This is a genomic window from Bradyrhizobium septentrionale (assembly GCF_011516645.4).
GTDB classification, from domain to species: Bacteria; Pseudomonadota; Alphaproteobacteria; order Rhizobiales; family Xanthobacteraceae; genus Bradyrhizobium; species Bradyrhizobium septentrionale.
In genome coordinates, this window is sequence record NZ_CP088285.1 from 8,709,678 (window position 1) to 8,734,042 (window position 24,365).

Sequence of the window (24,365 nt, forward strand, 5' to 3'; positions counted from 1 at the left end):
CTTCCCTTACTTCTTCTTCGCGCGCAGCTGCGCGGCGACGGTCTTGATACGAGCGATATCGCGGCGGGCTTCCCGCATCCGCGAGGTGTTCTCCAGCTGCCCGGTGGCGCGCTGGAAACGCAGGTTGAAGCGTTCCTTCTTCAGGTTAAGGACCGCGTCTTCCCGCTGGTCGTCGCTCATCGCGCGAATGTCTTCAACTTTCATCTCGGCCATGGCGATTACTCCGCAATGCGCGCAACGAAGCGCGTCTTGATCGGCAGCTTGGCGGCGGCGAGCGACAGCGCCTCCTTGGCGGTCTGCACCGGCACGCCGTCGATCTCAAACATCACGCGGCCCGGCTTGATCCGGACCACCCACAATTCCGGCGCACCCTTGCCGGAGCCCATGCGGACTTCGGCGGGCTTCTTCGACACCGGCACGTCCGGGAACACGCGGATCCAGACGCGGCCGGCGCGCTTCATGTGACGGGTCAGCGCGCGGCGTGCGGCTTCGATCTGACGGGCGGTGACGCGCTCAGGCTCCATCGCCTTCAGGCCGAACTGGCCGAACGCCAACGTCGCGCCAGAGGTCGCAACGCCGTGGATACGGCCCTTATGCGCCTTCCGGAACTTCGTTTTCTTAGGTTGCATCATGGCTTTAAGCCCTCAAATTCCTGCTTTGCCTCAAGCGGCGTCGCGGCGCGAACGCGGGGTATTGTCGCCCTCGGCCATCTTCTTGTCCTGGGCCATCGGATCGTGCTCGAGGATCTCGCCCTTGAAGATCCAGACCTTGACGCCGCAGGTGCCGAAGGTCGTGAACGCGGTGGCAACGCCGTAGTCGACGTCGGCGCGCAGCGTGTGCAGCGGCACGCGGCCTTCGCGGTACCACTCCATGCGCGCGATTTCGGCGCCGCCGAGACGGCCGGAGCAGTTGATGCGGATGCCCTCCGCGCCGAGACGCATCGCCGACTGCACGGCGCGCTTCATGGCGCGGCGGAACGCAACGCGGCGCTCGAGCTGCTGGGCGATCGATTCAGCGACCAGGGTCGCGTCGAGCTCCGGCTTGCGGATTTCGACGATGTTGATCACGACGTCCGACGAGGTGATGTCGGCGACCTTCTTGCGCAGCTTGTCGATGTCGGCGCCCTTCTTGCCGATCACGACGCCCGGACGGGCCGAGTGGATCGTCACGCGGCACTTCTTGTGCGGGCGCTCGATCACGATGCGGGCGACGGCCGCCTGCTTGAGCTCCTTGTGCAGGATCTCGCGGATCTTGACGTCCTCGTGCAGGAGCTTGCCGTATTCCTGCTTGCCGGCGAACCAACGGGAGTCCCAGGTCCGGTTGATGCCGAGACGCAGCCCGATTGGATTGATCTTTTGACCCATCGTCTTCTCCTGCGCCCTTCTTAGGCGCTTGCCTCGGCCTCGACCTGACGAACCACGATGGTCAGGTGCGAGAACGGTTTGAACACACGGCCCGAACGGCCACGGCCGCGCGGAGCAAAACGCTTCATCACGATGCCGTTGCCGACATGCGCCTCGGCAACGACGAGATCGTCGACATCGAGGTCATGATTGTTCTCGGCGTTGGCGATCGCCGATTCCAGGCACTTCTTGACGTCGACCGCGATCCGCTTGCGCGAGAACTGCAGGTCGGCGAGCGCTGCCGCAGCCTTGCGGCCGCGGATCAGCTGCGCCACCAGGTTCAGCTTCTGCGGGCTGACGCGCAGCATGCGGGCGACGGCCTTGGCCTCATTGTCCGCGAGGCTACGTTCGCGCTTTGGTTTGCTCATCGTCTATTCCTCAAGCCTTCTTGGCTTTCTTGTCGCCCGAGTGGCCGTGGAAGGTCCGGGTCGGCGAGAACTCGCCGAACTTGTGACCCACCATTTCCTCGTTGATCGCCACCGGCACATGCTTCTGGCCGTTGTAGACACCGAAGGTCAGGCCGACGAACTGCGGCAGGATGGTGGAGCGGCGGCTCCAGATCTTGATGACGTCGTGACGGCCGGACGCGCGGGCGGCATCTGCCTTCTTGAGCAGAGAACCCTCGACGAACGGGCCTTTCCAGACTGAACGAACCATGTCCGGCGTTCCTTACTTCTTCCGCTTGTGGCGGCTGAGGAGAATGAATTTGTTGGTCGACTTGTTGGTGCGGGTCTTCTTGCCCTTGGTCGGCTTGCCCCACGGAGTAACCGGGTGGCGACCGCCCGAGGTACGACCTTCACCACCGCCGTGCGGATGGTCGATCGGGTTCATGACGACGCCGCGGTTATGCGGACGCCAGCCGAGCCAGCGGGTACGACCGGCCTTGCCGATCGAGATGTTCATGTGATCCGGGTTCGAGACCGCGCCGATCGTGCCGCGGCAACGGCCGTGCACGAGACGCTGCTCGCCCGAGTTCAGGCGGACGATCACGTAGTCCTGGTCGCGGCCGACGATCTGGGCGTAGGTGCCGGCGGAGCGCGCCAGCTGGCCGCCCTTGCCGATCTTCAGCTCGATGTTGTGCACGATCGTGCCGACCGGCATGTTGCCGAGCGGCATGACGTTACCCGGCTTGACGTCGACATAGTTGCCGGCGACGACGGTGTCGCCCGCCGCCAGACGCTGCGGCGCCAGGATGTAGGCCAGCTCACCGTCCTGATACTTGATCAGCGCGATGAAGGCGGTGCGGTTCGGATCGTACTCGAGCCGCTCCACGACCGCCGGCATGTCCACCTTGTCGCGGCGGAAGTCGACGGTGCGGTAGGCCTTCTTGTGGCCGCCGCCGCGGAAGCGCACGGTGATGCGGCCGGTGTTGTTGCGGCCGCCATTGCCGAGCTTGCCCTCGGTCAGTGCCTTCACCGGCTTGCCCTTGTAGAGCGCCGAACGATCGACCATGACCAGCTGGCGCTGGCCCGGCGTCGTAGGATTGTAGGTTTTCAATGCCATCGTCGTTGCGCCTTATAGTCCGGTAGTCACGTCGATGCGGTGGCCCTCTTCAAGGGTCACGATCGCGCGCTTGGAGTCCGACTGCGAGCCGAGATTGCCGCGGAACACCTTGGTCTTGCCCTTGCGGACGAGGGTGTTGACGCTCTTCACCTTGACGTCGAACAGCTTCTCGACCGCTTCCTTGATCTGCGGCTTGGTCGCCTTGCCGGCGACCTTGAACATCACCTTGTTGTGCTCGGAGGCGAGCGTCGCCTTTTCCGTCACGACAGGCGAGATGATGACGTCGTAGTGGCGCGGATCGATGTTCTTCATTTGAAGCGCGCCTCCAGCGCATCAACCGCAGCCTTGGTCAGCACCAGCTTGTGGCGGCGGAGAATGTCGTAGACGTTGATGCCCTGGATCGGCAGCACGTCGATGTTCGGAATGTTGCGGGCCGCGATCGCGAAACCGTTGTTCAGCTCCGCGCCGTCGATGATCAGCGCATTGGTCAAGCCGAGACCCGAGAAGTGCCCGATCAAAGCCTTGGTCTTGGCGGCCTCGAGCTGCGCATTGTCGATCACGATCAGCCCGCCGTCCTTCGCTTTGGCCGACAGCGCATGCTTCAGCGCGAGCGCGCGCACCTTCTTCGGCAGGTCGGTCGCATGGGAGCGAACCACCGGACCGAACGCACGGCCACCGCCGCGGAACTGCGGCACGCGGGCCGAGCCGTGACGGGCGCCGCCGGTGCCCTTCTGCTTGTACATCTTCTTGCCGGTGCGCCAGACGTCGGCGCGGCCCTGGGTCTTGTGCGTGCCGGCCTGACGCTTGTTCAGCTGCCACTGCACGCAGCGCTGAATGATGTCCTTGCGCGGCTCGAGACCGAAGATCTCGTCCGACAGCTGAACCGAGCCAGCGTCCTTGCCTTCAAGGGTGGTGACTTTCAATTCCATCTCACACGCCCTCCTTCTCGGCCACAGCCTCGGCAGCTTCGCCGCCGGCAACCTTGAACTTGCCGGGCTTCGGAGCTTCCTTCGGCAGCGGCTTCTTCACCGCGTCGCGCACCGAGATCCAGCCGCCCTTGGAGCCGGGAACGGCGCCTTCGACGAGGATCAGGCCGCGCTCGACGTCGGTCGAAACCACGCGCAGGTTGAGCGTGGTGATGCGATCGACGCCCATGTGACCAGGCATCTTCTTGTTCTTGAAGGTCTTGCCGGGGTCCTGACGGCCACCGGTCGAACCGATCGAGCGGTGCGAGACCGACACACCGTGGGTGGCGCGCAGACCGCCGAAATTCCAGCGCTTCATGCCGCCGGCAAAACCCTTACCGATCGAGGTGCCGGTCACGTCGACGAACTGGCCGACCACGAAATGATCCGCCTGGATCTCCGCGCCGACCGGGATCAGCGCGTCCTCGGACACGCGGAACTCGGCGACCTTGCGCTTCGGCTCGACCTTGGCGACCGCGAACTGGCCGCGTTCGGCCTTCGGCATGTACACCGTCTTGCGGGCGCCGGAGCCGAGCTGAAGGGCGACATAGCCGTTCTTCTCGGTCGTGCGGTGGCCCAGCACCTGGCAGTTGCCCAACTTCAGCACGGTCACAGGGATATGCTCGCCGGTCTCCGTAAAGACCCGCGTCATCCCGACCTTCTGTGCGATCACTCCGGAGCGCATCGGCGTGCTTCCTGTCTTTCTGTCCGCAAGCGGCGGACGTAAAAATCCAAAACCTTAGAGCTTGATCTCGACGTCGACACCGGCGGCCAGGTCGAGCTTCATCAGCGCATCGACGGTCTGCGGGGTCGGGTCGACAATGTCGAGGAGGCGCTTGTGGGTGCGCATCTCGAATTGCTCGCGGCTCTTCTTGTCAACGTGCGGCGAACGGTTGACGGTGAACTTCTCGATGCGGGTCGGCAGCGGAATCGGTCCGCGAACCTGCGCACCGGTGCGCTTCGCCGTGTTCACGATCTCACGGGTCGACGTATCGAGGATTCGATGGTCGAACGCCTTGAGACGGATGCGAATGTTTTGGCCGTTCATTGCCATATTCTTTCTTTAGTGAGTGGCGAGTAGCGAGTAGCGAATGGATCGACCCACCCGCTACTCGCCATTCCCTATTCGCGTACTTACTCGATGATGGCGGCGACGACGCCGGCGCCGACGGTGCGGCCGCCTTCGCGGATCGCGAAGCGCAGCTTCTCTTCCATCGCGATCGGCACGATCAGGTGCACTTCCATCGCGATGTTGTCGCCCGGCATCACCATCTCGGTGCCTTCCGGCAGATGCACGACACCGGTCACGTCGGTGGTGCGGAAGTAGAACTGCGGACGGTAGTTGGTGAAGAACGGGGTGTGACGACCGCCCTCTTCCTTGGTGAGGATGTAAGCCTCAGCCTTGAACTTGGTGTGCGGCTTGACCGAACCCGGCTTGCACAGCACCTGGCCACGCTCGACTTCCTCGCGCTTGGTGCCGCGGAGCAGCGCACCGATGTTGTCGCCGGCCTGGCCCTGATCGAGCAGCTTGCGGAACATTTCGACGCCGGTGACGATGGTCTTCTGGGTGTCGCGGATACCGACGATTTCGATTTCCTCGCCGACCTTGATGATGCCGCGCTCGACACGGCCGGTGACGACGGTGCCGCGGCCCGAGATCGAGAACACGTCTTCAACCGGCATCAGGAACGGCTGGTCGATCGGGCGCTCCGGCTGCGGGATGTACTCGTCGACGTTCTTCATCAGCTCGAGGATGGCGTCGTGGCCGAGCGTCTTGTCCTTGTCTTCGAGGGCGGCGAGCGCCGAGCCTTTGATGATCGGGATCTTGTCGCCCGGGAATTCGTACTTCGAAAGCAGTTCGCGGACCTCGAGCTCGACGAGCTCGAGCAGTTCCGGATCGTCGACCATGTCGCACTTGTTGAGGAACACGACGAGCGCGGGCACGCCGACCTGGCGGGCGAGCAGGATGTGCTCGCGGGTCTGCGGCATCGGGCCGTCAGCCGCCGACACGACCAGGATCGCGCCGTCCATCTGCGCGGCACCGGTGATCATGTTCTTGACGTAGTCGGCGTGGCCGGGGCAGTCGACGTGGGCATAGTGGCGGTTCTTCGTCTCGTACTCGACGTGAGCGGTCGAGATCGTGATGCCGCGCGCCTTCTCTTCCGGCGCCTTGTCGATCTGGTCGTAGGCGGTGAACGTCGCGCCGCCGGTTTCTGCAAGCACCTTGGTAATCGCTGCGGTCAGCGAGGTCTTGCCATGGTCGACGTGACCGATGGTGCCGATGTTGCAGTGGGGCTTGTTACGCTCGAATTTTGCTTTGGCCATTTGACTCTCCGTTCAGTCGTTAGTTGCTAACCAACGACAATCAAGCAAACTTTTTCTGGACTTCAGCCGACACGTTCGCCGGTGCTTCGGCGTAGTGATCGAACTGCATGGTGAAGGTCGCGCGACCCTGGCTCATCGAGCGCAGGTTGTTCACGTAACCGAACATGTTCATGAGCGGCACCATCGCGTTGATGACGTTGGCGTTGCCGCGCATGTCTTGGCCCTGGATCTGGCCGCGCCGGGAATTCAGGTCGCCGATGACCGAACCGGTGTAGTCTTCCGGGGTCACCACCTCGACCTTCATGATCGGCTCGAGCAGGACGGACTTGCCCTTCGTCAGCGCCTCGCGGAACGCGGCACGCGACGCGATTTCGAAGGCCAGCGCCGACGAGTCGACGTCGTGATACTTGCCGTCGACCAGCTGCACCTTGACGTCCACCACCGGGAAGCCGGCAACGACACCGGAGCCCATCACGCTGTTGAGGCCCTTTTCGACGCCGGGGATGTATTCTTTCGGCACTGCGCCGCCGACGATCTTCGATTCGAACTCGTAGCCCTTGCCGGGCTCGTTCGGCTCGACCACGATCGACACTTCGGCGAACTGACCGGTACCGCCGGTCTGCTTCTTGTGCGTGTACTTGACTTCGGCCTTCTTGGTCACGCGCTCACGGAACGCCACCTGCGGCGCGCCGATGTTGGCATCGACCTTGTAGGTGCGCTTGAGAATGTCGACCTTGATGTCGAGATGCAGTTCGCCCATGCCCTTGAGGATGGTCTGGCCGGACTCCTGGTCGGTCGACACGCGGAACGACGGATCCTCCGCGGCGAGCTTGGCCAACGCCACGCCCAGCTTTTCCTGGTCGGCCTTCGACTTCGGCTCGATCGCGATTTCGATCACCGGCTCCGGGAATTCCATCTTTTCGAGGATCACCGGCTTGTCGGGATCGCACAGCGTGTCGCCGGTGCGCGCTTCCTTCAGGCCCGCCAGCGCGACGATGTCGCCGGCATAGGCTTCCTTGATGTCTTCGCGGTTGTTCGCATGCATCAACAGCATCCGCCCGATCCGCTCCTTCTTGTCGCGGGTCGAGTTCACCACGCCGGTGCCCGACTGCAGGACGCCGGAGTAGATGCGGCAGAAGGTGATGGTGCCGACGAACGGGTCGTCCATGATCTTGAACGCGAGCAGCGCCAAGGGCTCCTTGTCGTCCGCCTTGCGCACGACCTCGTTGCCGTCGTCATCGATGCCCTTGATCGCGGGCACGTCGATCGGCGACGGCAGATAGTCGACGACAGCGTCGAGCAGCGGCTGCACGCCCTTGTTCTTGAACGCGGAGCCGCACAGCACCGGATAGAATGCACCGGTCAGCACCGCCTTGCGGATCAGGCGCTTCAGGGTCGCCTCGTCCGGCTCCTTGCCGTCGAGGAAAGCGGCCAGAGCGTCGTCGTCGAGCTCGACGGCGGCTTCCACCATCTTCTCGCGATATTCCTTGGCCTGCTCGATCATGTCTTCCGGAATGTCGACATAGTCGAACTTCGCGCCGAGCGATTCATCGTTCCAGATGATGCCCTTCATGACGACGAGGTCGACGAGACCCTTGAAGTTGTTCTCGGCACCGATCGGAAGCTGAATCGCGATCGGCTTCGCACCGAGGCGGTCGACGATGTCGGCCAGGCACTTGAAGAAGTCGGCGCCGGTCTTGTCCATCTTGTTGGCGAAGACGATGCGCGGAACCTTGTACTTGTCGCCCTGGCGCCAGACGGTCTCGGTCTGCGGCTCGACGCCCTGGTTGGAGTCGAGCACGCAAACGGCGCCGTCGAGCACGCGCAGCGAACGTTCGACCTCAATGGTGAAGTCGACGTGGCCGGGGGTGTCGATGATGTTCAGGCGCTTGCCGTTCCAGAACGCGGTGGTCGCAGCCGAGGTGATCGTGATGCCACGCTCCTGCTCCTGCTCCATCCAGTCCATCGTCGCGGCACCTTCGTGCACTTCGCCGATCTTGTGGCTCTTGCCGGTGTAATACAGGATGCGCTCGGTGGTCGTGGTCTTACCGGCGTCGATATGCGCCATGATACCGAAGTTGCGGTAGTTCTCTATGGCATGAACGCGAGGCATAGGCTGTTCCTTAAATTCCGTGTTTCGCCGTTACCAGCGATAGTGCGAGAAGGCGCGGTTGGCTTCCGCCATCCGGTGCACGTCTTCGCGCTTCTTGACGGCGTTGCCGCGATTGTTCGAGGCGTCGAGCAGCTCAGCCGAGAGGCGCTCCGTCATGGTCTTCTCATTGCGCTCGCGGGCGGCCGAGATCAGCCAGCGGATGCCGAGCGCCTGACGGCGCACCGAACGGACTTCGACCGGGACCTGGTAGGTCGCGCCGCCGACGCGGCGGGAACGAACTTCGATGGTCGGCATCACGTTCTCGAGCGCCTGCTCGAACACGCCGAGCGGGGGCTGCTTGGTCTTGGCCTCGATCATCCCGAGCGCACCGTAGACGATGTTTTCGGCAACCGACTTCTTCCCGGCGTACATCACCGAGTTCATGAACTTCGTAATGATGATGTTCCCGAACTTCGGGTCCGGAAGAACTTCACGCTTCTCAGCAGAATGGCGACGCGACATCTGATCGTTTCCCGCTTACTTAGGACGCTTCGCGCCGTACTTCGAACGGCGCTGCTTACGGTTCTTGACGCCCTGGGTATCCAGCACGCCGCGGAGGATGTGGTAGCGCACGCCGGGCAAGTCCTTGACGCGGCCGCCGCGGATCATGACCACCGAGTGCTCCTGCAGGTTATGGCCTTCACCAGGGATGTAGCCGATCACCTCGAAGCCGTTGGTCAGGCGCACCTTGGCGACCTTACGAAGCGCCGAGTTCGGCTTCTTCGGCGTCGTGGTGTAGACGCGCGTGCAAACGCCGCGCTTCTGCGGCGACTGCTGCAGCGCCGGCACCTTCTTGCGCGACTTCTGCACTTCACGTGGTTTTGCGATCAGCTGGTTGATCGTCGGCATGCAGCCTTCACCCTTTAGTTCGCGCGAAAGCCTTGAATGGCTCCGCAAATTTCTTCTCAGGACTAGCCGTCCCGTACGGCCCGCTCGACGCGGAACAAGCAACCGCGCAAAGCGAAATCGCGCCAACCACTCATCGCTGAGCGGAAAGCGCATCGACGCCACAGAGGACCGCGATCCCGGACCGTTCAGCGTTCGCTGTTCGGTCCGCCACCGAGGTCATGCATCCGAATTCACTCTCAAGAGGACGTGCTCAAGAGAACTAAAATCGTCCTGGCATTGCCTAGCTATCATCGACAGCGTTTGAGCGGCATTCGTCGAGGTTGGTGCCCGTCCGGCTCCTCAAAAAAGGGCCTTCGGGTGTTCCGTTCCGACGCTGGCGTAGCTCACCGCCTGTCGTTAAGTGGGGGCCTTGTATAATCGAGAGATAGTGAAGTCAAGCAAAACGACAAGCAAAGAAACTCCTCTGGCGCTTGCAGATTTTGCATTTCGCCGGCGCACGGTGTGCGACGGAATATGACGGCCTTCGCACCTCCCCTCGCCCTTTGACCGAGTCGCGGGCCACCCGGCAGAATCATATTATATCCGGGTAAAACAACAATAGAAACAACTCTCCCCAACTTAGACCTGAAGGCAAACTTCGAAACTAAGCCTTTATTTGCCATTCGCGGCGCAAAAATCGGGGCCACGGCCACGGAACTCACTCATGCGGTACACCGACATCGCGATCATCGGCGGCGGTCTTGCGGGCTCGATCGCGGCCGCCATGCTCGGCCGTGCCGGGATACCGAGCGTCCTGATCGACCCCCACCAAGTCTATCCGTTCGATTTCCGCGTCGAAAAGATCGCCGGCGACCTCCAGCTCGAGCGATTCGCCAGGACCGGCCTTGCCGATTCCGTGCTCCGTTCGGCGACGCTGGACGGCGAGAACTGGATCGCGCGATTCGGCTATCTGCTCGACCGGCAGCCGAGCCGGCAATACGGCATCATGTACGACGCGCTGATCGCGGCGATCCGCAACGAAATAGCGCGGCCGGCGGAATTCATCTGCGACAAGGTCGCCAGTGTCGCGACCAGTTCCGAGCGGCAGAAGGTCGTACTCTCCAGCGGCGAGGAGATCTCGGCGCGGCTCGTGGTGCTCGCCAACGGCCTCAACGTCGGGCTGCGCCGGATGCTCGGCATCGAGCGCCTGGTCACGAGCCACAGCCACTCGATCTCGCTCGGCTTCGACTTCGTCCCCGTCGGCCGCCCCGCCTTCCCGTTCGCGGCGATGACCTATTTCTCGGAGCGGCCGAGCGACCGCATCCCCTACATCACGCTGTTTCCGGTCGGGAACCGGATGCGCGCCAACCTCTTCACCTACCGTCAGGCCGACGATCCCTGGCTGCGCGCGATGCGGCGCAATCCGGTCGAGACGCTGAACGCCGCGCTGCCGAGGTTGCGCCGGCTCACCGGCGAGTTTGACGTCGCCGGCGACATCAAGATCAGGCCCGCCGACGTCTATGTCAGCACCGGTTATCGGCAGGCCGGCGTCGTGCTGGTCGGTGATGCCTTCGCCAGCACCTGCCCCGTCACCGGTACCGGAACCGACAAGGTGTTCACTGACGTCGCCCAGCTCTGCAACGTCCATATCCCGGCCTGGCTTGCGACCGACGGCATGGGCGAGGAGAAGATCACCGCGTTCTACGACGATCCGGTCAAGACGGAATGCGACGCCTGGTCGAACGGCAAGGCATTCAGCTTCCGCGAGGTCTCGATCGGTACCGGGCCCTACTGGCAAGCCCAACGCTGGGCGCGCTTCTTCGGCTATCGCGGCCGGGGTTGGCTGCGCCGGCTGCACAGCCCACTGGCGGCATCGTCAGCAGCCCGGCCGGCCAATCGCTTCCGGCAGCGTCCGCACGCAGCCGACGGGGCGTAAGGGCCGGGTCGGCTGAAGAGCGCGCCCGGACCATCGGCGGCAAGGCGGCGCAGGCGTCACGCCTCCTCGTCTTCGCCCTCATCCTCCTCGTCGTCATCGTCATCATCGTCCGCGTCGTCGGCATCCTCGTCGTCCGTGCCGTGATGTCCCTGGTCGTCCCACAGCTTGCGGTAGACGCCGTTCCTGGCCAGCAGCTCCTCGTGCGAGCCGCGCTCGATCGCCCTGCCGCTTGATATCACGATGATCTCGTCCATCTCGACCACGGAAGTCAGGCGGTGCGTCGACCAGATCATGGTGCGGCCCTCGGCGACCTTGAGCAGCGTGCGGTTGATCGCCGCTTCCGTGGTCTGGTCGAGCGCCGAGGTCGCCTCATCGAGCAGCAGCACGGACGGGTTGCGGATGATCGCGCGCGCGATCGCGATGCGTTGGCGCTGGCCGCCCGACAAGGTATCGCCGCGCTCGCCGACCGGCGTGTCGTAGCGTTGCGGCAGGCTCATGATGTAGCGATGGATCTCGGCCTTCTTGGCGGCGTCCTCGACCTCCGCATCGGTCGCGCCTTCCTTGCCGAGCCGGATGTTCTCGCGGATCGACATGTTGAACAGCATGTTCTCCTGGAACACCACCGCCATGCTTGCCCGCAGCGACTCGCGCGTCACCCGGCGGATGTCGACGCCGTCGATCGCGACACGGCCCTCGTCCGGCACGTAGAGCCGCAGGATCAGGTTGATCAGCGTGCTCTTGCCAGAGCCGCTCGGACCGACGATCGCAATGCTCTTGCCGGCATTGAGCTTGAGGCTGAGATTGTCGAGCACCGGCGTCTGCGCCCCCTCATACTGGAAGGTGACGCGGTCGAATGAGATGTCGTTGGTGATCCGCGGCAGATCCGGCGCGCCGGGACGATCGGCGCCGCGGGTCGGCTCGTCGAGCAGCTCCTGGATGTGCCGCACCGCCGCCGCCGACGAGATCGATACCGGAATGAAGTGCATCAGATGGGCGATGTTGTACGACACCTCCCAGAACGCGCTCTCGAAGGTCACGAAGGTGCCGACCGTGATCTGCCCCTTGGTCGCGAGATAAGCGCCGATCGCCAGCACCACGAGGTGAAGCAGCAGCACCGAGATGGTGACGGTGCGCTCCACCATGGTCGACAGGAACATGGCCGAGGCGGCCTTGGCGCGGACGTCGCGGTTGCGCATCGTGAACCAGCCGAGCGCCCGGCGCTGCAGGTTGAACGCCTTGACCACCGCTTGGGCGGCGACGTTCTCCTGCACCATTCCGAGCAGCGCCGCCTCGTTCTGCTTCTGCTCGTAATTGGCCTGCACCGCCTTCGGCGTCAGGATGCGCGGCCCGATCAGCGTGATCGGAAACACCAGCAGGGCGACCGCGGCGAGCTGCCAGTTCAGGAACAGCATCAGGATGATGCCGGCGACCAGCTCGAGGCCTGGCAGCGCCGCGCTGTTGGCAAAGGTCTTGATCGAGCCCTCGAAGGCCGACAGATCGATCGAGAAGCGCGACAGGATCTCGCCGCGCTTGGTGCGCGCGAAATAGGCCGACGGCAGGTTCTGGACGTGGTCGAAGATCCGGGTCCGCACATCGGCGATGATGCCGGCGGCAAGCCGCGCATCCCAGCGCTCGTACCAGACCGCGATGATCGAGGTGACGATGCCGGCCACAGCGAGCACGCCGAGGATCTTGTAGAGGGCTCCGAAATCCTCCTCGCCGAGCGCGTCGTCGATCAGGAATTTGAGGCTGAGCGGCATGATGACGTTGAACAACGTCTCGACCAGCACGCCGATGGCGACGAAGGCGAACGGCTTCTTGTAGTTCGCCAGGATCGGGCTGACGAAGCCGAAGATCGTGGAGAGCGCGCCGGCGGCTTCCTTGGCGGTGAAGACGACGAGGTCCTCGTCATCATCATCGTCATCGAGCCCAAGCTCGTCGTCCTCATCCTCCTCGTCGTCGTCGTCATCCGGCACCGCGGCTGCTTTCGCGGAAGCCGCCGCCGCATGCGGACCGGTCACGATGACGGGCTTCTTCTTCAGCTCGGGATCGCCGGCATCGGCCCGATTGGGATCGTCTGATGCAGGAGGTTTAGGCGCCATGAAACCAACCGATGCTCCACGGCCGGCATGACCGCAAATCGAAACCGCAGCGGCGAACGCTGCAGCGGCGATCCTATGCGATCAGGATGAATTCGGCAAAGCGTTTGCGGCGATCGCTGCGCGTGGGCTCGGCCCGTCGATTCGGATTGGAGCCATGCCGTCATTTGACAGGTGGTTGACGCAAGGCCGATCGCCTTGCGCCAAATGCCGTCAGTCGCTGCCGCTAGTCGTCGAGGTCGGCCTCGACCTTGTCGAAGAACGAATAGCGCAGGCTGTCGGAGTCGGCGTACCACTGCCCCGGCCCCTTGTTGGCGGCCAGCGTCAGCGCCCACAGCTGATCGGTGCAGTCGCGGCGGTGCATCGACAGGTCGAAGCCGTTGCCGAAGAACAATTCCGACCACTCCCACCAGGTGCCGAGCTTCTTCACCCCGCGCAACAGGTCGTAGCGATCGATCACCGCCGGCGCCATGTCCGAGGTCACCGACGCGAACACCAGGCCGGTCTTGACCACCCGGTTGAGTTCGCGCACCGCGCGCACCACCTGCTTCTCGCCGAGATGGCACAGCGAGGTCTCGAACACGAAGTCGAACTCATTGGCCTTGAACGGCAAGTCGGCGATCGAGCCGAGCTTGTTGTACTTCTTTAGCGTCTTCGGCGTCTTGCCGTGGATGTAGCGGTTGCTCTCGATACCCCAGGCATCGATGCCGCGCTCGCGCAGCGCACCGACCAGCTCGCCGCTGGCGGAGCCGGCGATCAGGAGCTTGTAGCCCTTCGCCCTGCCCCACACCGTCTTGATCAGGTCGGTCAGATAGGCCGGGTCGGTGAAGTTGCGCCAGGTTTCGCTGTAGGGACCGGCGCCGCGATAATTGTCGAAATAGCCGCGGTCGATCTTGTCGGAGACCTCGGCGCTTTCCTGCGCGCGGGCGCGGCGCAGCCGCATCATCTCGGTGACGACAATGTCGGTCGCGGCATCGGAGGAATCGAGCAGTCCGTTCAGCGTCGAATCGAACAGATAGTCGCCGACCACCACGATGCCGGGATGCTCCTTCGGCTCGGGACGGTGGTTGGTCATGACGTCGCGCACCGGCAGGCCGCCCGGCAGCGCGTTGACCGACGACAGCCAGCGATGGATCTTGCCTTCGAGGAAATGCGCGCGGGCATCGCCGAGCGACGCCGGCAGCGACTTCAGCGCGGCATCGAACAGTTCCTGGTCGCTGAGATTGGCGAAGGCGAGCGCGTCGGAGCCCGCGATCAGCCAGTTCAGCACGCCGTGCTTGCCGACGTCATGGCGCGCGCCCTCATTGTAGACGCAGCAGCCGCCGAACGCTTCCGACATGAACCAGGCACCCGGGATCTTCTCGCCCCAGAACGGCTCGTCAAACAGGAGCGAGACGCGCAGATAATGCGCGGGCCGATCGAAATAGGCGACGTGCTTGACCATCGACTTGCGCAGCTGCTCGCCGTCCCAGCGCATGGTCGCGAGCCAGGAGTGCGGCAGGCAGACCAGCACGAGGTCGAAGTCGCGCGTCTCCGGCCCCTTGCCGTTCATCATGTTGAGCTGATAGCGGCCGCTCGCAGTCTTGCCGACCTTGAGAACGCGATGGTTGAGCTGGATATCGGCGTTGACTTCCGAGCGCAGGCAATCGATCAGCTGCTCGTTGCCGTTCTGGATCGAATACAGGCCGATATAGCCGTCGACGTCCATCACGTAGTTCTTCAGCGCGTTGAGGCCGTTGGTGTTGTGGCTCTCGGTCGCGATGTCGGAGCGCGCCATCACCTTGAAAAAGCGCTTGGCGGTCGCGTCGTCGACCTCCTCGTCGAGGATCTGCTCGGCGGTCTTGTAGGCCCAGGGGTGCTCGTTGTCGTGGGCGCCGATCCCTTCGTAATATTCGTGCGGCGATACCATGTCGCTGCAGCGCTTGCGGAACGACTCGATCGCGGCCGCGGTCTTCGCGCCGTATTTGCGGCGCATGCCCGGCACGTCAGCGAGCAGCTCGCCGTCGAGCTGCACCTGCTCGGCATCCATCGGGATCGTCTGCAGGCCGAAATGCTGGATCAGCTCGCGCAGCGGGTCGGGTCCCGTCATCGAGTAGTCGTAGATCTCGGCAACGCCGGCCTCATACATCGCAGGCGCGGAGTCGAATTTGCGCGTGACGATCTTGCCGCCGAGACGGTTCGACGCCTCGAAGATGGTGACGCGGCAGAGGTCGCCGAGTTTGCGTTTCAGATACCAGGCGCTCATCAGCCCCCCGGGGCCGCCGCCTACGATAGCCAAGTCGAGCATATGGATTCCGTCGTCTCCGGCACGAGCCAAACAGCCGGTCTAAGTCACCTTAGCAAAAGCACTTTTTTGCCTGAAGGAAAGATGAACAAACTGCGTCCCTGCACCGCAGCAGGGAAAGAAAGCAGCAAAAAGGCCGGCAAAACGCCGGCCTTCTCGCCATTACCGTAGTCTTGCGGATGCCTATTCCGCGGGCGGCAGCGCCAGCGGCTCCGCTTCCGGAGCCGTCGGCACGATCGCCGCCTGCTGCTTCTCGCGCTCGTCGAGGATCAGCTTGTCGCGCTTGACCGCGACTTCGCGGATCCGCGCCATCGAGGCGCCGGTGCCGGCCGGGATCAGGCGGCCGACAATGACGTTCTCCTTGAGGCCTTCGAGCGGGTCCACCTTGCCGTTGACGGCAGCTTCGGTGAGCACGCGCGTGGTCTCCTGGAACGACGCCGCCGAGAAGAACGAGCGGGTCTGCAAGCTCGCCTTGGTGATGCCGAGCAGAACCGGCGTACCCGTGGCGGGCTTTTTGCCCTCCTCCTTGGCCTTGGTGTTGAGCGCGTCGAACTCGATCTTGTCGACCTGCTCGCCCGAGATCATGTCGGTGTCGCCCTGGTCGGTGACTTCCACCTTCTGCAGCATCTGACGGACAATCACCTCGATGTGCTTGTCGTTGATGAGCACGCCCTGCAACCGGTAGACCTCCTGGATTTCGTTGACCAGATAGGCAGCGAGTTCCTCGATGCCCTTGATCGCCAGGATGTCGTGCGGCGCCGGATTGCCTTCGACGATGAAATCGCCCTTTTCGACGATGTCGCCGTCCTGAAGGTGGATGTGCTTGCCCTTCGGGATCAGGTACTCGCGCGGCTCCTCGGTCTTGTCCATCGGCTCGATCGAGATGCGGCGCTTGTTCTTGTAGTCGCGGCCAAAGCGGATCGTGCCCGCCGTTTCCGCGATGATCGCCGCGTCCTTCGGCTTGCGAGCCTCGAACAGTTCCGCCACCCGCGGCAGACCGCCGGTGATGTCACGCGTCTTGGCGCTCTCGGTCGAGATACGCGCCAGGATGTCGCCGGGCATGATCTTCGCGCCGATGTCGACCGACAGAATGGCGTCGACCGACAGCATGTAGCGGGCATCGCCGCCACGCGCGAGCTTCAGCACCTTGCCGTCCTTGCCCTTGACCACGATGGCCGGGCGCAGGTCCGAACCGCCGCGCGTCGTGCGCCAGTCGATGACCACGCGCTTGGCGATACCGGTGGACTCGTCGAGCGTTTCCGAGATCGACTGGCCTTCGACCAGATCCTCGAAACCGATCGTACCCTCGACTTCGCTCAGCACCGGGCGGGTATAGGGGTCCCACTCGGCGATGCGCTGGCCGCGCTTGACCGTATCGCCCTCGTCGACGTGCATCTTCGAACCGTACTGAATACGGTGGGTTGCACGGTCGGTGCCGTCGGCATCGACGATCGCAACGACCATGTTGCGCACCATCGCGACCAGGTTGCCTTCGCTGTTACGGGCGATGGCCTTGTTCCGGATCACGATCTTGCCGTCGAAGTTCGATTCAACGAACGACTGCTCGTTGAGCTGCGCTGCGCCGCCGATGTGGAACGTGCGCATCGTCAGCTGCGTGCCGGGCTCACCGATCGACTGCGCCGCGATGACGCCGACGGCCTCACCGTGGTTGACCGGGGTGCCGCGGGCCAGATCGCGGCCGTAGCACTTGGCGCAGATGCCGTTGATCAGCTCGCAGGTCAGCGCCGAGCGGATCTTCACTTCCTGGATGCCGGCCTGCTGGATCGCGTCGACGTGGGTTTCCTCCATCAACGTATCGCGCTTGATGACGATCTCGTTGGTGGCGGGATCGCGCACGTCATCGCAGGCCGTGCGGCCCAGGATGCGCGAGCCGAGCGAGGCGACCACGGTGCCGGCATCGACGATGGCGCGCATCTTGATGCCGAGCTTGGTGCCGCAATCGGTCTGCGTGATGATGCAGTCCTGCGCGACGTCGACCAGACGGCGGGTCAAATAGCCCGAGTTCGCGGTCTTCAACGCGGTGTCCGCGAGGCCCTTGCGGGCGCCGTGGGTCGAGTTGAAGTACTCGAGCACCGACAGACCTTCCTTGAAGTTGGAAATGATCGGCGTCTCGATGATCTCGCCCGACGGCTTGGCCATCAGGCCGCGCATGCCGGCGAGCTGGCGCATCTGCGCCGGCGAACCACGCGCACCGGAGTGCGCCATCATGTAGATCGAGTTGATGTCGGCATCCGCCCCCGCCGCCGTCTTCTTGGTGGAGGAGATCTCCTTCATCATCGCCTTGGCGACTTCTTCACCGGCCTTCGACCAGGCGTCGACGACCTTGTTGTACTTCTCGCCATGGGTGATCAGGCCGTCATTGTACTGCTGCTCGAAATCCTTCGCCAGCGTACGGGTCTGATCGACGATCTTCCACTTCGACGCCGGCACGACCATGTCGTCCTTGCCGAACGAGATGCCCGCCTTGAAGGCGTTGTAGAAGCCGAGCGCCATGATCCGGTCGCAGAAGATCACGGTCTCCTTCTGACCGCAGTGACGGTAGACTTGGTCGATCACGCCGGAGATCTCGCGCTTGGTCATCAGCTTGTTGATGATGTCGTACGAGATCTTGGTGCTCTTCGGCAGCAGATTGCCGAGCATGACGCGGCCGGCGGTGGTCTCGATCCAGCGCTTGGACAGCTTGCCTTCCTCGTCGAGGCCTTCCCACCGGTACTTGATCTTGGTGTGGAGGTGGATGACCTTCGAATGCAGGGCGTGCTCGAGCTCGGCCATGTCGCCGAAGATCTTGCCCTCGCCGGGCAGGCCTTCGCGCATGATCGAGACGTAGTAGAGGCCGAGCACGATGTCCTGCGACGGCACGATGATCGGCTGGCCGTTCGCCGGATGCAGGATGTTGTTGGTCGACATCATCAGGACGCGCGCTTCCAGCTGCGCTTCGAGCGACAGCGGAACGTGCACGGCCATCTGGTCGCCGTCGAAGTCGGCGTTGAAGGCGGCGCAGACCAGCGGATGCAGCTGGATCGCCTTGCCTTCGATCAGCACCGGCTCGAACGCCTGGATGCCCAGGCGATGCAGCGTCGGCGCGCGGTTGAGCAGCACCGGATGCTCGCGGATCACCTCATCGAGGATATCCCAGACCTCCGGACGCTCCTTCTCGACCAGCTTCTTGGCCTGCTTCACCGTGGTTGACAGGCCCTTGGCGTCGAGCCGCGAATAGATGAACGGCTTGAACAGCTCGAGCGCCATCTTCTTCGGCAGGCCGCACTGATGCAGGCGCAGCTCGGGACCGACCACGATCACCGAACGGCCCGAATAGTCGACGCGCTTGCCGAGCAGGTTCTGGCGGAACCGGCCCTGCTTGCCCTTCAGCATGTCGGCGAGCGACTTCAGCGGGCGCTTGTTGGCACCCGTGATGACGCGGCCGCGGCGGCCGTTGTCGAACAGCGCGTCGACGGCCTCCTGCAGCATGCGCTTTTCGTTGCGGATGATGATGTCGGGTGCACGCAGCTCCATCAGCCGCTTCAAGCGGTTGTTGCGGTTGATGACGCGGCGATACAGGTCGTTGAGGTCGGAGGTCGCGAACCGGCCGCCGTCGAGCGGCACCAGCGGACGCAGGTCCGGCGGAATCACCGGCACGACCGTCATGATCATCCATTCCGGCTTGTTGCCGGAGACGCGGAAGGCCTCGACGATCTTCAGCCGCTTGGCGAGCTTCTTGTGCTTGATGTCCGAGTCGGTCTCGGCCATGTCGGCGCGCAGCGTCGCCTCGAGCTTCTCGAGCTCGAGACCCTTGAGCAGCTCGCGGATCGCCTCGGCGCCGATCATGGCGGTGAAGCTGTCCTGGCCGTACTCGTCCTGCGCCTTCAGATACTCGTCTTCCGACAGCAGCTGACGGTCCTTCAGCGCGGTCAGGCCGGGCTCGAGAACGACGTAGTATTCAAAGTAGAGGATCCGCTCGAGATCCTTCAGCGTCATGTCGAGCAGCAAGCCGATGCGCGACGGCAGCGACTTCAGGAACCAGATGTGGGCGACCGGCGCCGCCAGCTCGATGTGGCCCATGCGCTCGCGCCGGACGCGCGACAGCGTCACCTCGACCGAGCACTTCTCGCAGATGATGCCCTTGTACTTCATCCGCTTGTACTTGCCGCACAGGCACTCGTAGTCCTTGATCGGCCCGAAGATGCGCGCGCAGAACAGGCCGTCACGCTCCGGCTTGAAGGTGCGGTAGTTGATGGTCTCCGGCTTCTTGATCTCGCCGTACGACCAGGACAGAATCTTCTCCGGAGACGCGATCGAAATCCGGATCTGGTCGAAGACCTGAGCCGGCGTCGTCGGATTGAAAAGATTCATAATCTCTTGATTCATGGTCTTCTCCTCGCGTGCCGATCGTCACCGGCAGCAAATTCGAAATTTTATTCAGCGCGCGCCCCGCTCAACGTCCAAGCGGAGTGCGAAGGCCCGGCGCGTGTTGCGCCGGGCATGATCACAGCGTTACTCGGCGGCTTCCGACGTCGTTCCCGGTCCCACCTTGGAATTGTGCAGGTCGACGTTGAGGCCGAGCGAGCGCATTTCCTTGACCAGCACGTTAAACGATTCCGGAATACCGGCCTCGAAGGTGTCGTCGCCGCGCACGATCGCCTCGTACACCTTGGTACGGCCGGCGACGTCGTCCGACTTCACGGTCAGCATCTCCTGCAGCGTGTATGCGGCGCCGTAGGCTTCCAGCGCCCAGACCTCCATTTCGCCGAAGCGCTGGCCGCCGAACTGCGCCTTGCCGCCCAGCGGCTGCTGGGTGACGAGCGAGTACGGACCGATCGAACGCGCGTGGATCTTGTCGTCCACGAGATGGTGCAGCTTGAGCATGTAGATGTAGCCCATCGTCACCTTGCGATCGAACTGATCGCCGGTGCGGCCGTCATAGACGGTCGACTGGCCGGAGGCGTCGAAGCCGGCAAGCTTCAGCATCTCCTCGATGTCGGCCTCCTTGGCGCCGTCGAACACCGGCGTTGCGATCGGCACGCCGTGGCTCAGATTGCGGCCGAGTTCGACCAGCTCGTTGTCGTTCAGCGACTTGATGGTTTCATCCTCGCCATAGATCTTCTTCAGGGTCTCGCGCAGCGGCTTGAGATCCTGCCTCTGATAGTAGGCGTCGATGGTCTGGCCGATGCGCTTGCCGAGGCCGGCGCAGGCCCAACCGAGATGGGTCTCAAGGATCTGACCGACGTTCATGCGCGAAGGCACGCCGAGCGGATTGAGCACGATGTCGGCATGGGTGCCGTCCTCGAGGAACGGCATGTCCTCGATCGGCACGATCTTCGACACCACGCCCTTGTTGCCGTGACGGCCGGCCATCTTGTCGCCGGGCTGGATCTTGCGCTTCACCGCGACGAAGACCTTGACCATCTTCATCACGCCGGGCGGCAGCTCGTCGCCACGCTGCAGCTTCTCGACCTTGTCGAGGAAGCGCTGCTCGAGGCCCTTCTTCGACTCGTCGTACTGCTTCCGCATGGCCTCTATCTCGGCCATCAGCTTGTCGTTCGGCGAAGCGAACAGCCACCACTGCGACTTCGGATACTCGTCGAGCACCGCACGGGTGATCTTGGTGTCCTTCTTGAAGCCCTTGGGGCCGGCGATGCCCTGGCGGTTCTCCAGCAGCTCGGCGAGGCGGTTGTAGACGTTGCGGTCCAGGATCGCCTGCTCGTCGTCGCGGTCCTTGGCCAGACGCTCGATCTCTTCCCGCTCGATCGCCAGCGCACGCTCGTCCTTGTCGACGCCGTGGCGGTTGAACACGCGGACTTCCACGATGGTGCCCTGCACGCCCGGAGGCACGCGCAACGAGGTATCGCGGACGTCGGAGGCCTTCTCGCCGAAGATGGCGCGCAAGAGCTTCTCTTCCGGCGTCATCGGGCTCTCGCCCTTCGGCGTGATCTTGCCGACCAGGATGTCGCCGGCGCGCACTTCCGCACCGATGTAGACGATACCGGCTTCGTCGAGGTTCTTCAGCGCTTCTTCCGAGACGTTCGGAATGTCGCGGGTGATTTCCTCAGGCCCGAGCTTGGTGTCGCGGGCCATCACTTCGAACTCCTCGATGTGAATCGAGGTGAAGACGTCGTCCTTCACGATCCGCTCGGAGAGCAGGATCGAGTCTTCGAAGTTGTAGCCGTTCCACGGCATGAACGCGACCAGCACGTTGCGGCCGAGCGCGAGCTCGCCGAGATCGGTCGACGGACCGTCAGCGATGATGTCGCCCTTCTTGACGATGTCGCCGACCTTCACCAGCGGACGCTGGTTGATGCAGGTCGACTGGTTGGAGCGCTGGTACTTCATCAGCCGGTAGATATCGACGCCCGACTTGGTCGGATCGAGATCCTCGGTGGCGCGGATCACGACGCGGGTGGCGTCGATCTGGTCGATCACGCCCGAGCGGCGCGCGGCAATCGCCGCGCCGGAGTCACGGGCGACCACGCCTTCCATGCCGGTGCCGACGAACGGCGCCTCGGCGCGAACCAGCGGCACCGCCTGGCGCTGCATGTTCGAGCCCATCAGCGCGCGGTTGGCGTCGTCGTTCTCGAGGAACGGGATCAACGCCGCGGCCACCGAAACCAGCTGCTTCGGCGACACGTCCATGTAGTCGACCTTGTCCGGCGTCACCGGCAGCACTTCGCCGGCGTGGCGGCAGACCACCAGATCGTCGGTGAAACGGCCCTTGGCATCGAGCGGCACGTTGGCCTGCGCGACCCGGTAACGGCCCTCTTCCATCGCCGACAGATAGACCACCTCGTCGGTGACTCGGCCGTCCTTGATCTTGCGATAGGGCGTCTCGACGAAGCCGTACTTGTTGACGCGCGCGAACGTCGCCAGCGAGTTGATCAGGCCGATGTTCGGACCTTCCGGCGTCTCGATCGGGCAGATACGGCCGTAATGCGTCGGATGCACGTCGCGGACTTCGAAGCCGGCACGCTCGCGGGTCAGACCGCCCGGGCCAAGCGCCGACAGGCGCCGCTTGTGGGTGATCTCCGACAGCGGGTTGGTCTGGTCCATGAACTGCGACAGCTGCGAGGAGCCGAAGAACTCGCGCACCGCGGCAGCCGCGGGCTTGGCGTTGATCAGGTCCTGCGGCATCACGGTGTCGATATCGACGCTCGACATGCGCTCCTTGATCGCGCGCTCCATGCGGAGCAGGCCGATCCGGTACTGGTTCTCCATGAGCTCACCGACCGAGCGCACCCGGCGGTTGCCGAGGTGGTCGATGTCGTCGATCTCGCCCTTGCCGTCGCGCAGGTCGACCAGCGTCTTGATCACCGCCAGGATGTCTTCCTTGCGCAGCGTGCGATGGGTGTCCGGCGCATCGAGCTCGAGGCGCATGTTCATCTTGACGCGGCCGACCGCTGAGAGGTCGTAGCGCTCGGCATCGAAGAACAGCGACTGGAACATCGCCTGCGCCGAATCCAGCGTCGGCGGCTCGCCCGGACGCATCACGCGGTAGATGTCGAACAGCGCGTCCTCACGCGTCATGTTCTTGTCGGCCGACAGCGTGTTGCGGATGTAGGCGCCGACATTGACGTGGTCGATGTCGAGCAGCGGCAGGTCCTTGTAGCCCTGCTCGTTGAGCACCTTGAGCGACTTCTCGGTGATCTCCTCGCCGGCTTCGGCGTAAATTTCACCGGTCTTCGGGTTGACGAGATCCTCGGCGAGATAGTTGCCGACGAGCTCCTCGTCCGACATGCGAAGCGCCTTGAGGCCCTTTTCCTGCATCTGGCGTGCGCTGCGCACGGTCAGCTTCTTGCCGGCCTCGAGCACCACCTTGCCGGTGTCGGCGTCGATCAGGTCGTTGATGGTGCTGTAGCCGCGGAAACGGTTGGCGTCGAACGGCACGCGCCAGCCTTCCTTGGTCCGCTTGTAGGTGATCTTCTTGTAGAAGGTCGACAGGATCTGCTCGCCGTCGAGACCGAGCGCGTACATCAGCGAGGTCACGGGCAGCTTGCGGCGGCGGTCGATGCGCGCGAACACGATGTCCTTGGCGTCGAACTCGATGTCGAGCCAGGAACCGCGATACGGAATCACGCGCGCGGCAAACAACAGCTTGCCGGACGAATGGGTCTTGCCCTTGTCGTGGTCGAAGAACACGCCGGGCGAACGGTGCATCTGCGAGACGATGACGCGCTCGGTGCCGTTGACGACGAAGGTGCCGTTCATCGTCATGAGCGGGATATCGCCCATGTAGACGTCCTGCTCCTTGATGTCCTTGACCGACTTGGCGCCGGTTTCCTCGTCGATATCGAACACGATGAGGCGCAGCGTCACCTTGAGCGGCGCAGCGAAGGTCATGCCGCGCTGGCGGCACTCGTCGACGTCGTATTTCGGCTGTTCGAACTCGTAGCGGACGAATTCGAGCATCGAGGTGCCCGAGAAGTCCGAGATCGGGAACACCGAGCGGAACACCGCCTGCAGGCCCTCGTCGAGGCGACCGCCGGCCGGCTCGTCAACCATCAGGAACTGGTCATAGGACGCCTTCTGAACCTCGATGAGGTTCGGCATCTCGGCGACTTCCTTGATGTGACCGAAAAACTTGCGTACGCGTTTGCGACCGGTGAATGTCTGCTGCGCCATCGTGGCCTCTCATTTTCGTCGCCTTTGTGGGGCGAACCTTCCGGGACGCGACTGCCATCGCCCCCGGGTTGAATTTTCGAATCGTCCCGAAGGAACGAAGCGCAAGGTCAGGAATTAAATCCCCAGCCCGGCCCCTATTTCCTCCAAAACGCAAAACGACGCGCGGGGCGCATCCCTGCACCCGCTCGTCCAAACGCTCCGCTTTACGGACTGAAAAAGCCCGAAATCTGACTGTCTCC

Annotated in this window: 19 protein-coding genes; 1 reads left to right on the plus strand and 18 read right to left on the minus strand. The window is 63.5% G+C overall.

Features of this window, described 5'->3' with window-relative positions:
• Positions 1-6: 6 nt before the first annotated feature.
• From rpmC to rpsL, 14 genes are all read right to left on the minus strand, one after another.
• Positions 7-213, minus strand: a complete 207-nt coding sequence (gene rpmC, locus HAP48_RS43895; RefSeq protein WP_166205919.1) for a 50S ribosomal protein L29 — start codon at positions 211-213, stop codon at positions 7-9.
• 5 nt (positions 214-218) lie between these two features.
• The gene (rplP, locus tag HAP48_RS43900; RefSeq protein ID WP_016843752.1) at positions 219-632 is read right to left on the minus strand and encodes a 50S ribosomal protein L16; all 414 of its coding nucleotides are present in this window, start codon (positions 630-632) and stop codon (positions 219-221) included.
• 30 nt (positions 633-662) lie between these two features.
• Positions 663-1,364: a 30S ribosomal protein S3 gene (rpsC, locus tag HAP48_RS43905; protein WP_018272135.1), complete on the minus strand. Its 702-nt coding sequence runs from the start codon at positions 1,362-1,364 to the stop codon at positions 663-665.
• 20 nt (positions 1,365-1,384) lie between these two features.
• Positions 1,385-1,771 carry a 50S ribosomal protein L22 gene (gene rplV / locus HAP48_RS43910; protein ID WP_166205921.1) on the minus strand — a complete coding sequence of 129 codons (387 nt, stop codon included), beginning with the start codon at positions 1,769-1,771 and terminating at the stop codon, positions 1,385-1,387.
• A gap of 10 nt (positions 1,772-1,781) precedes the next feature.
• Entirely contained in the window at positions 1,782-2,060 is a 279-nt protein-coding gene (gene rpsS / locus HAP48_RS43915) for a 30S ribosomal protein S19 (RefSeq protein ID WP_018272137.1), read from the minus strand.
• Positions 2,061-2,072: 12 nt separating this feature from the next.
• A complete protein-coding gene (gene rplB, locus HAP48_RS43920) occupies positions 2,073-2,906 on the minus strand; it encodes a 50S ribosomal protein L2 (RefSeq protein ID WP_029081769.1) in 834 nt (277 codons plus the stop codon).
• A gap of 12 nt (positions 2,907-2,918) precedes the next feature.
• Entirely contained in the window at positions 2,919-3,218 is a 300-nt protein-coding gene (locus HAP48_RS43925; protein WP_092114992.1) for a 50S ribosomal protein L23, read from the minus strand.
• Positions 3,215-3,835 (minus strand): 50S ribosomal protein L4, encoded by a 621-nt coding sequence (gene rplD / locus HAP48_RS43930; protein WP_166205923.1) that lies wholly within the window; start codon positions 3,833-3,835, stop codon positions 3,215-3,217. The genes HAP48_RS43925 and rplD overlap by 4 nt, the downstream gene beginning before the upstream one ends.
• Position 3,836: 1 nt before the next feature.
• Positions 3,837-4,556, minus strand: coding sequence for a 50S ribosomal protein L3 (rplC, locus tag HAP48_RS43935; RefSeq protein WP_029081772.1), 720 nt, complete (start codon positions 4,554-4,556; stop codon positions 3,837-3,839).
• Between the two features lie 54 nt (positions 4,557-4,610).
• Positions 4,611-4,919: a 30S ribosomal protein S10 gene (rpsJ, locus tag HAP48_RS43940; protein WP_002712302.1), complete on the minus strand. Its 309-nt coding sequence runs from the start codon at positions 4,917-4,919 to the stop codon at positions 4,611-4,613.
• A gap of 86 nt (positions 4,920-5,005) precedes the next feature.
• The gene (tuf, locus tag HAP48_RS43945; protein WP_166205926.1) at positions 5,006-6,196 is read right to left on the minus strand and encodes an elongation factor Tu; all 1,191 of its coding nucleotides are present in this window, start codon (positions 6,194-6,196) and stop codon (positions 5,006-5,008) included.
• A gap of 40 nt (positions 6,197-6,236) precedes the next feature.
• Entirely contained in the window at positions 6,237-8,309 is a 2,073-nt protein-coding gene (gene fusA, locus HAP48_RS43950) for an elongation factor G (protein ID WP_166205929.1), read from the minus strand.
• Between the two features lie 30 nt (positions 8,310-8,339).
• Positions 8,340-8,810 (minus strand): 30S ribosomal protein S7, encoded by a 471-nt coding sequence (gene rpsG, locus HAP48_RS43955; protein ID WP_021081660.1) that lies wholly within the window; start codon positions 8,808-8,810, stop codon positions 8,340-8,342.
• 15 nt (positions 8,811-8,825) lie between these two features.
• Positions 8,826-9,197: a 30S ribosomal protein S12 gene (rpsL, locus tag HAP48_RS43960; RefSeq protein WP_028168167.1), complete on the minus strand. Its 372-nt coding sequence runs from the start codon at positions 9,195-9,197 to the stop codon at positions 8,826-8,828.
• Between the two features lie 703 nt (positions 9,198-9,900).
• Here rpsL and HAP48_RS43965 point away from each other — a divergent pair.
• Positions 9,901-11,112, plus strand: coding sequence for an FAD-dependent oxidoreductase (locus HAP48_RS43965; RefSeq protein ID WP_166205932.1), 1,212 nt, complete (start codon positions 9,901-9,903; stop codon positions 11,110-11,112).
• A 56-nt stretch (positions 11,113-11,168) separates the two neighbouring features.
• On the opposite strand, the gene HAP48_RS43970 is transcribed toward HAP48_RS43965, so the two are convergent.
• The 4 genes from HAP48_RS43970 to rpoB all read right to left on the minus strand — a co-directional run bounded on the left by HAP48_RS43970 (position 11,169) and on the right by rpoB (position 24,126).
• Positions 11,169-13,214 (minus strand): ABC transporter ATP-binding protein, encoded by a 2,046-nt coding sequence (locus tag HAP48_RS43970; protein ID WP_166205935.1) that lies wholly within the window; start codon positions 13,212-13,214, stop codon positions 11,169-11,171.
• A gap of 223 nt (positions 13,215-13,437) precedes the next feature.
• Positions 13,438-15,498, minus strand: a complete 2,061-nt coding sequence (locus HAP48_RS43975) for an FAD-dependent oxidoreductase (protein ID WP_166205938.1) — start codon at positions 15,496-15,498, stop codon at positions 13,438-13,440.
• A gap of 180 nt (positions 15,499-15,678) precedes the next feature.
• The gene (gene rpoC / locus HAP48_RS43980) at positions 15,679-19,881 is read right to left on the minus strand and encodes a DNA-directed RNA polymerase subunit beta' (RefSeq protein WP_166205941.1); all 4,203 of its coding nucleotides are present in this window, start codon (positions 19,879-19,881) and stop codon (positions 15,679-15,681) included.
• 126 nt (positions 19,882-20,007) lie between these two features.
• Positions 20,008-24,126: a DNA-directed RNA polymerase subunit beta gene (gene rpoB / locus HAP48_RS43985; RefSeq protein ID WP_166205944.1), complete on the minus strand. Its 4,119-nt coding sequence runs from the start codon at positions 24,124-24,126 to the stop codon at positions 20,008-20,010.
• Positions 24,127-24,365 lie beyond the last annotated feature (239 nt).

What these genes read in the sequence shown, in the direction of transcription:
- rpmC (WP_166205919.1), bottom strand. Translation starts at nt 213, where the DNA reads ATGGCCGAGATGAAAGTTGAAGACATTCGCGCGATGAGCGACGACCAG.
- rplP (WP_016843752.1), bottom strand. Translation starts at nt 632, where the DNA reads ATGATGCAACCTAAGAAAACGAAGTTCCGGAAGGCGCATAAGGGCCGT.
- rpsC (WP_018272135.1), bottom strand. Translation starts at nt 1,364, where the DNA reads ATGGGTCAAAAGATCAATCCAATCGGGCTGCGTCTCGGCATCAACCGG.
- rplV (WP_166205921.1), bottom strand. Translation starts at nt 1,771, where the DNA reads ATGAGCAAACCAAAGCGCGAACGTAGCCTCGCGGACAATGAGGCCAAG.
- rpsS (WP_018272137.1), bottom strand. Translation starts at nt 2,060, where the DNA reads ATGGTTCGTTCAGTCTGGAAAGGCCCGTTCGTCGAGGGTTCTCTGCTC.
- rplB (WP_029081769.1), bottom strand. Translation starts at nt 2,906, where the DNA reads ATGGCATTGAAAACCTACAATCCTACGACGCCGGGCCAGCGCCAGCTG.
- HAP48_RS43925 (WP_092114992.1), bottom strand. Translation starts at nt 3,218, where the DNA reads ATGAAGAACATCGATCCGCGCCACTACGACGTCATCATCTCGCCTGTC.
- rplD (WP_166205923.1), bottom strand. Translation starts at nt 3,835, where the DNA reads ATGGAATTGAAAGTCACCACCCTTGAAGGCAAGGACGCTGGCTCGGTT.
- rplC (WP_029081772.1), bottom strand. Translation starts at nt 4,556, where the DNA reads ATGCGCTCCGGAGTGATCGCACAGAAGGTCGGGATGACGCGGGTCTTT.
- rpsJ (WP_002712302.1), bottom strand. Translation starts at nt 4,919, where the DNA reads ATGAACGGCCAAAACATTCGCATCCGTCTCAAGGCGTTCGACCATCGA.
- tuf (WP_166205926.1), bottom strand. Translation starts at nt 6,196, where the DNA reads ATGGCCAAAGCAAAATTCGAGCGTAACAAGCCCCACTGCAACATCGGC.
- fusA (WP_166205929.1), bottom strand. Translation starts at nt 8,309, where the DNA reads ATGCCTCGCGTTCATGCCATAGAGAACTACCGCAACTTCGGTATCATG.
- rpsG (WP_021081660.1), bottom strand. Translation starts at nt 8,810, where the DNA reads ATGTCGCGTCGCCATTCTGCTGAGAAGCGTGAAGTTCTTCCGGACCCG.
- rpsL (WP_028168167.1), bottom strand. Translation starts at nt 9,197, where the DNA reads ATGCCGACGATCAACCAGCTGATCGCAAAACCACGTGAAGTGCAGAAG.
- HAP48_RS43965 (WP_166205932.1), top strand. Translation starts at nt 9,901, where the DNA reads ATGCGGTACACCGACATCGCGATCATCGGCGGCGGTCTTGCGGGCTCG.
- HAP48_RS43970 (WP_166205935.1), bottom strand. Translation starts at nt 13,214, where the DNA reads ATGGCGCCTAAACCTCCTGCATCAGACGATCCCAATCGGGCCGATGCC.
- HAP48_RS43975 (WP_166205938.1), bottom strand. Translation starts at nt 15,498, where the DNA reads ATGCTCGACTTGGCTATCGTAGGCGGCGGCCCCGGGGGGCTGATGAGC.
- rpoC (WP_166205941.1), bottom strand. Translation starts at nt 19,881, where the DNA reads ATGAATCAAGAGATTATGAATCTTTTCAATCCGACGACGCCGGCTCAG.
- rpoB (WP_166205944.1), bottom strand. Translation starts at nt 24,126, where the DNA reads ATGGCGCAGCAGACATTCACCGGTCGCAAACGCGTACGCAAGTTTTTC.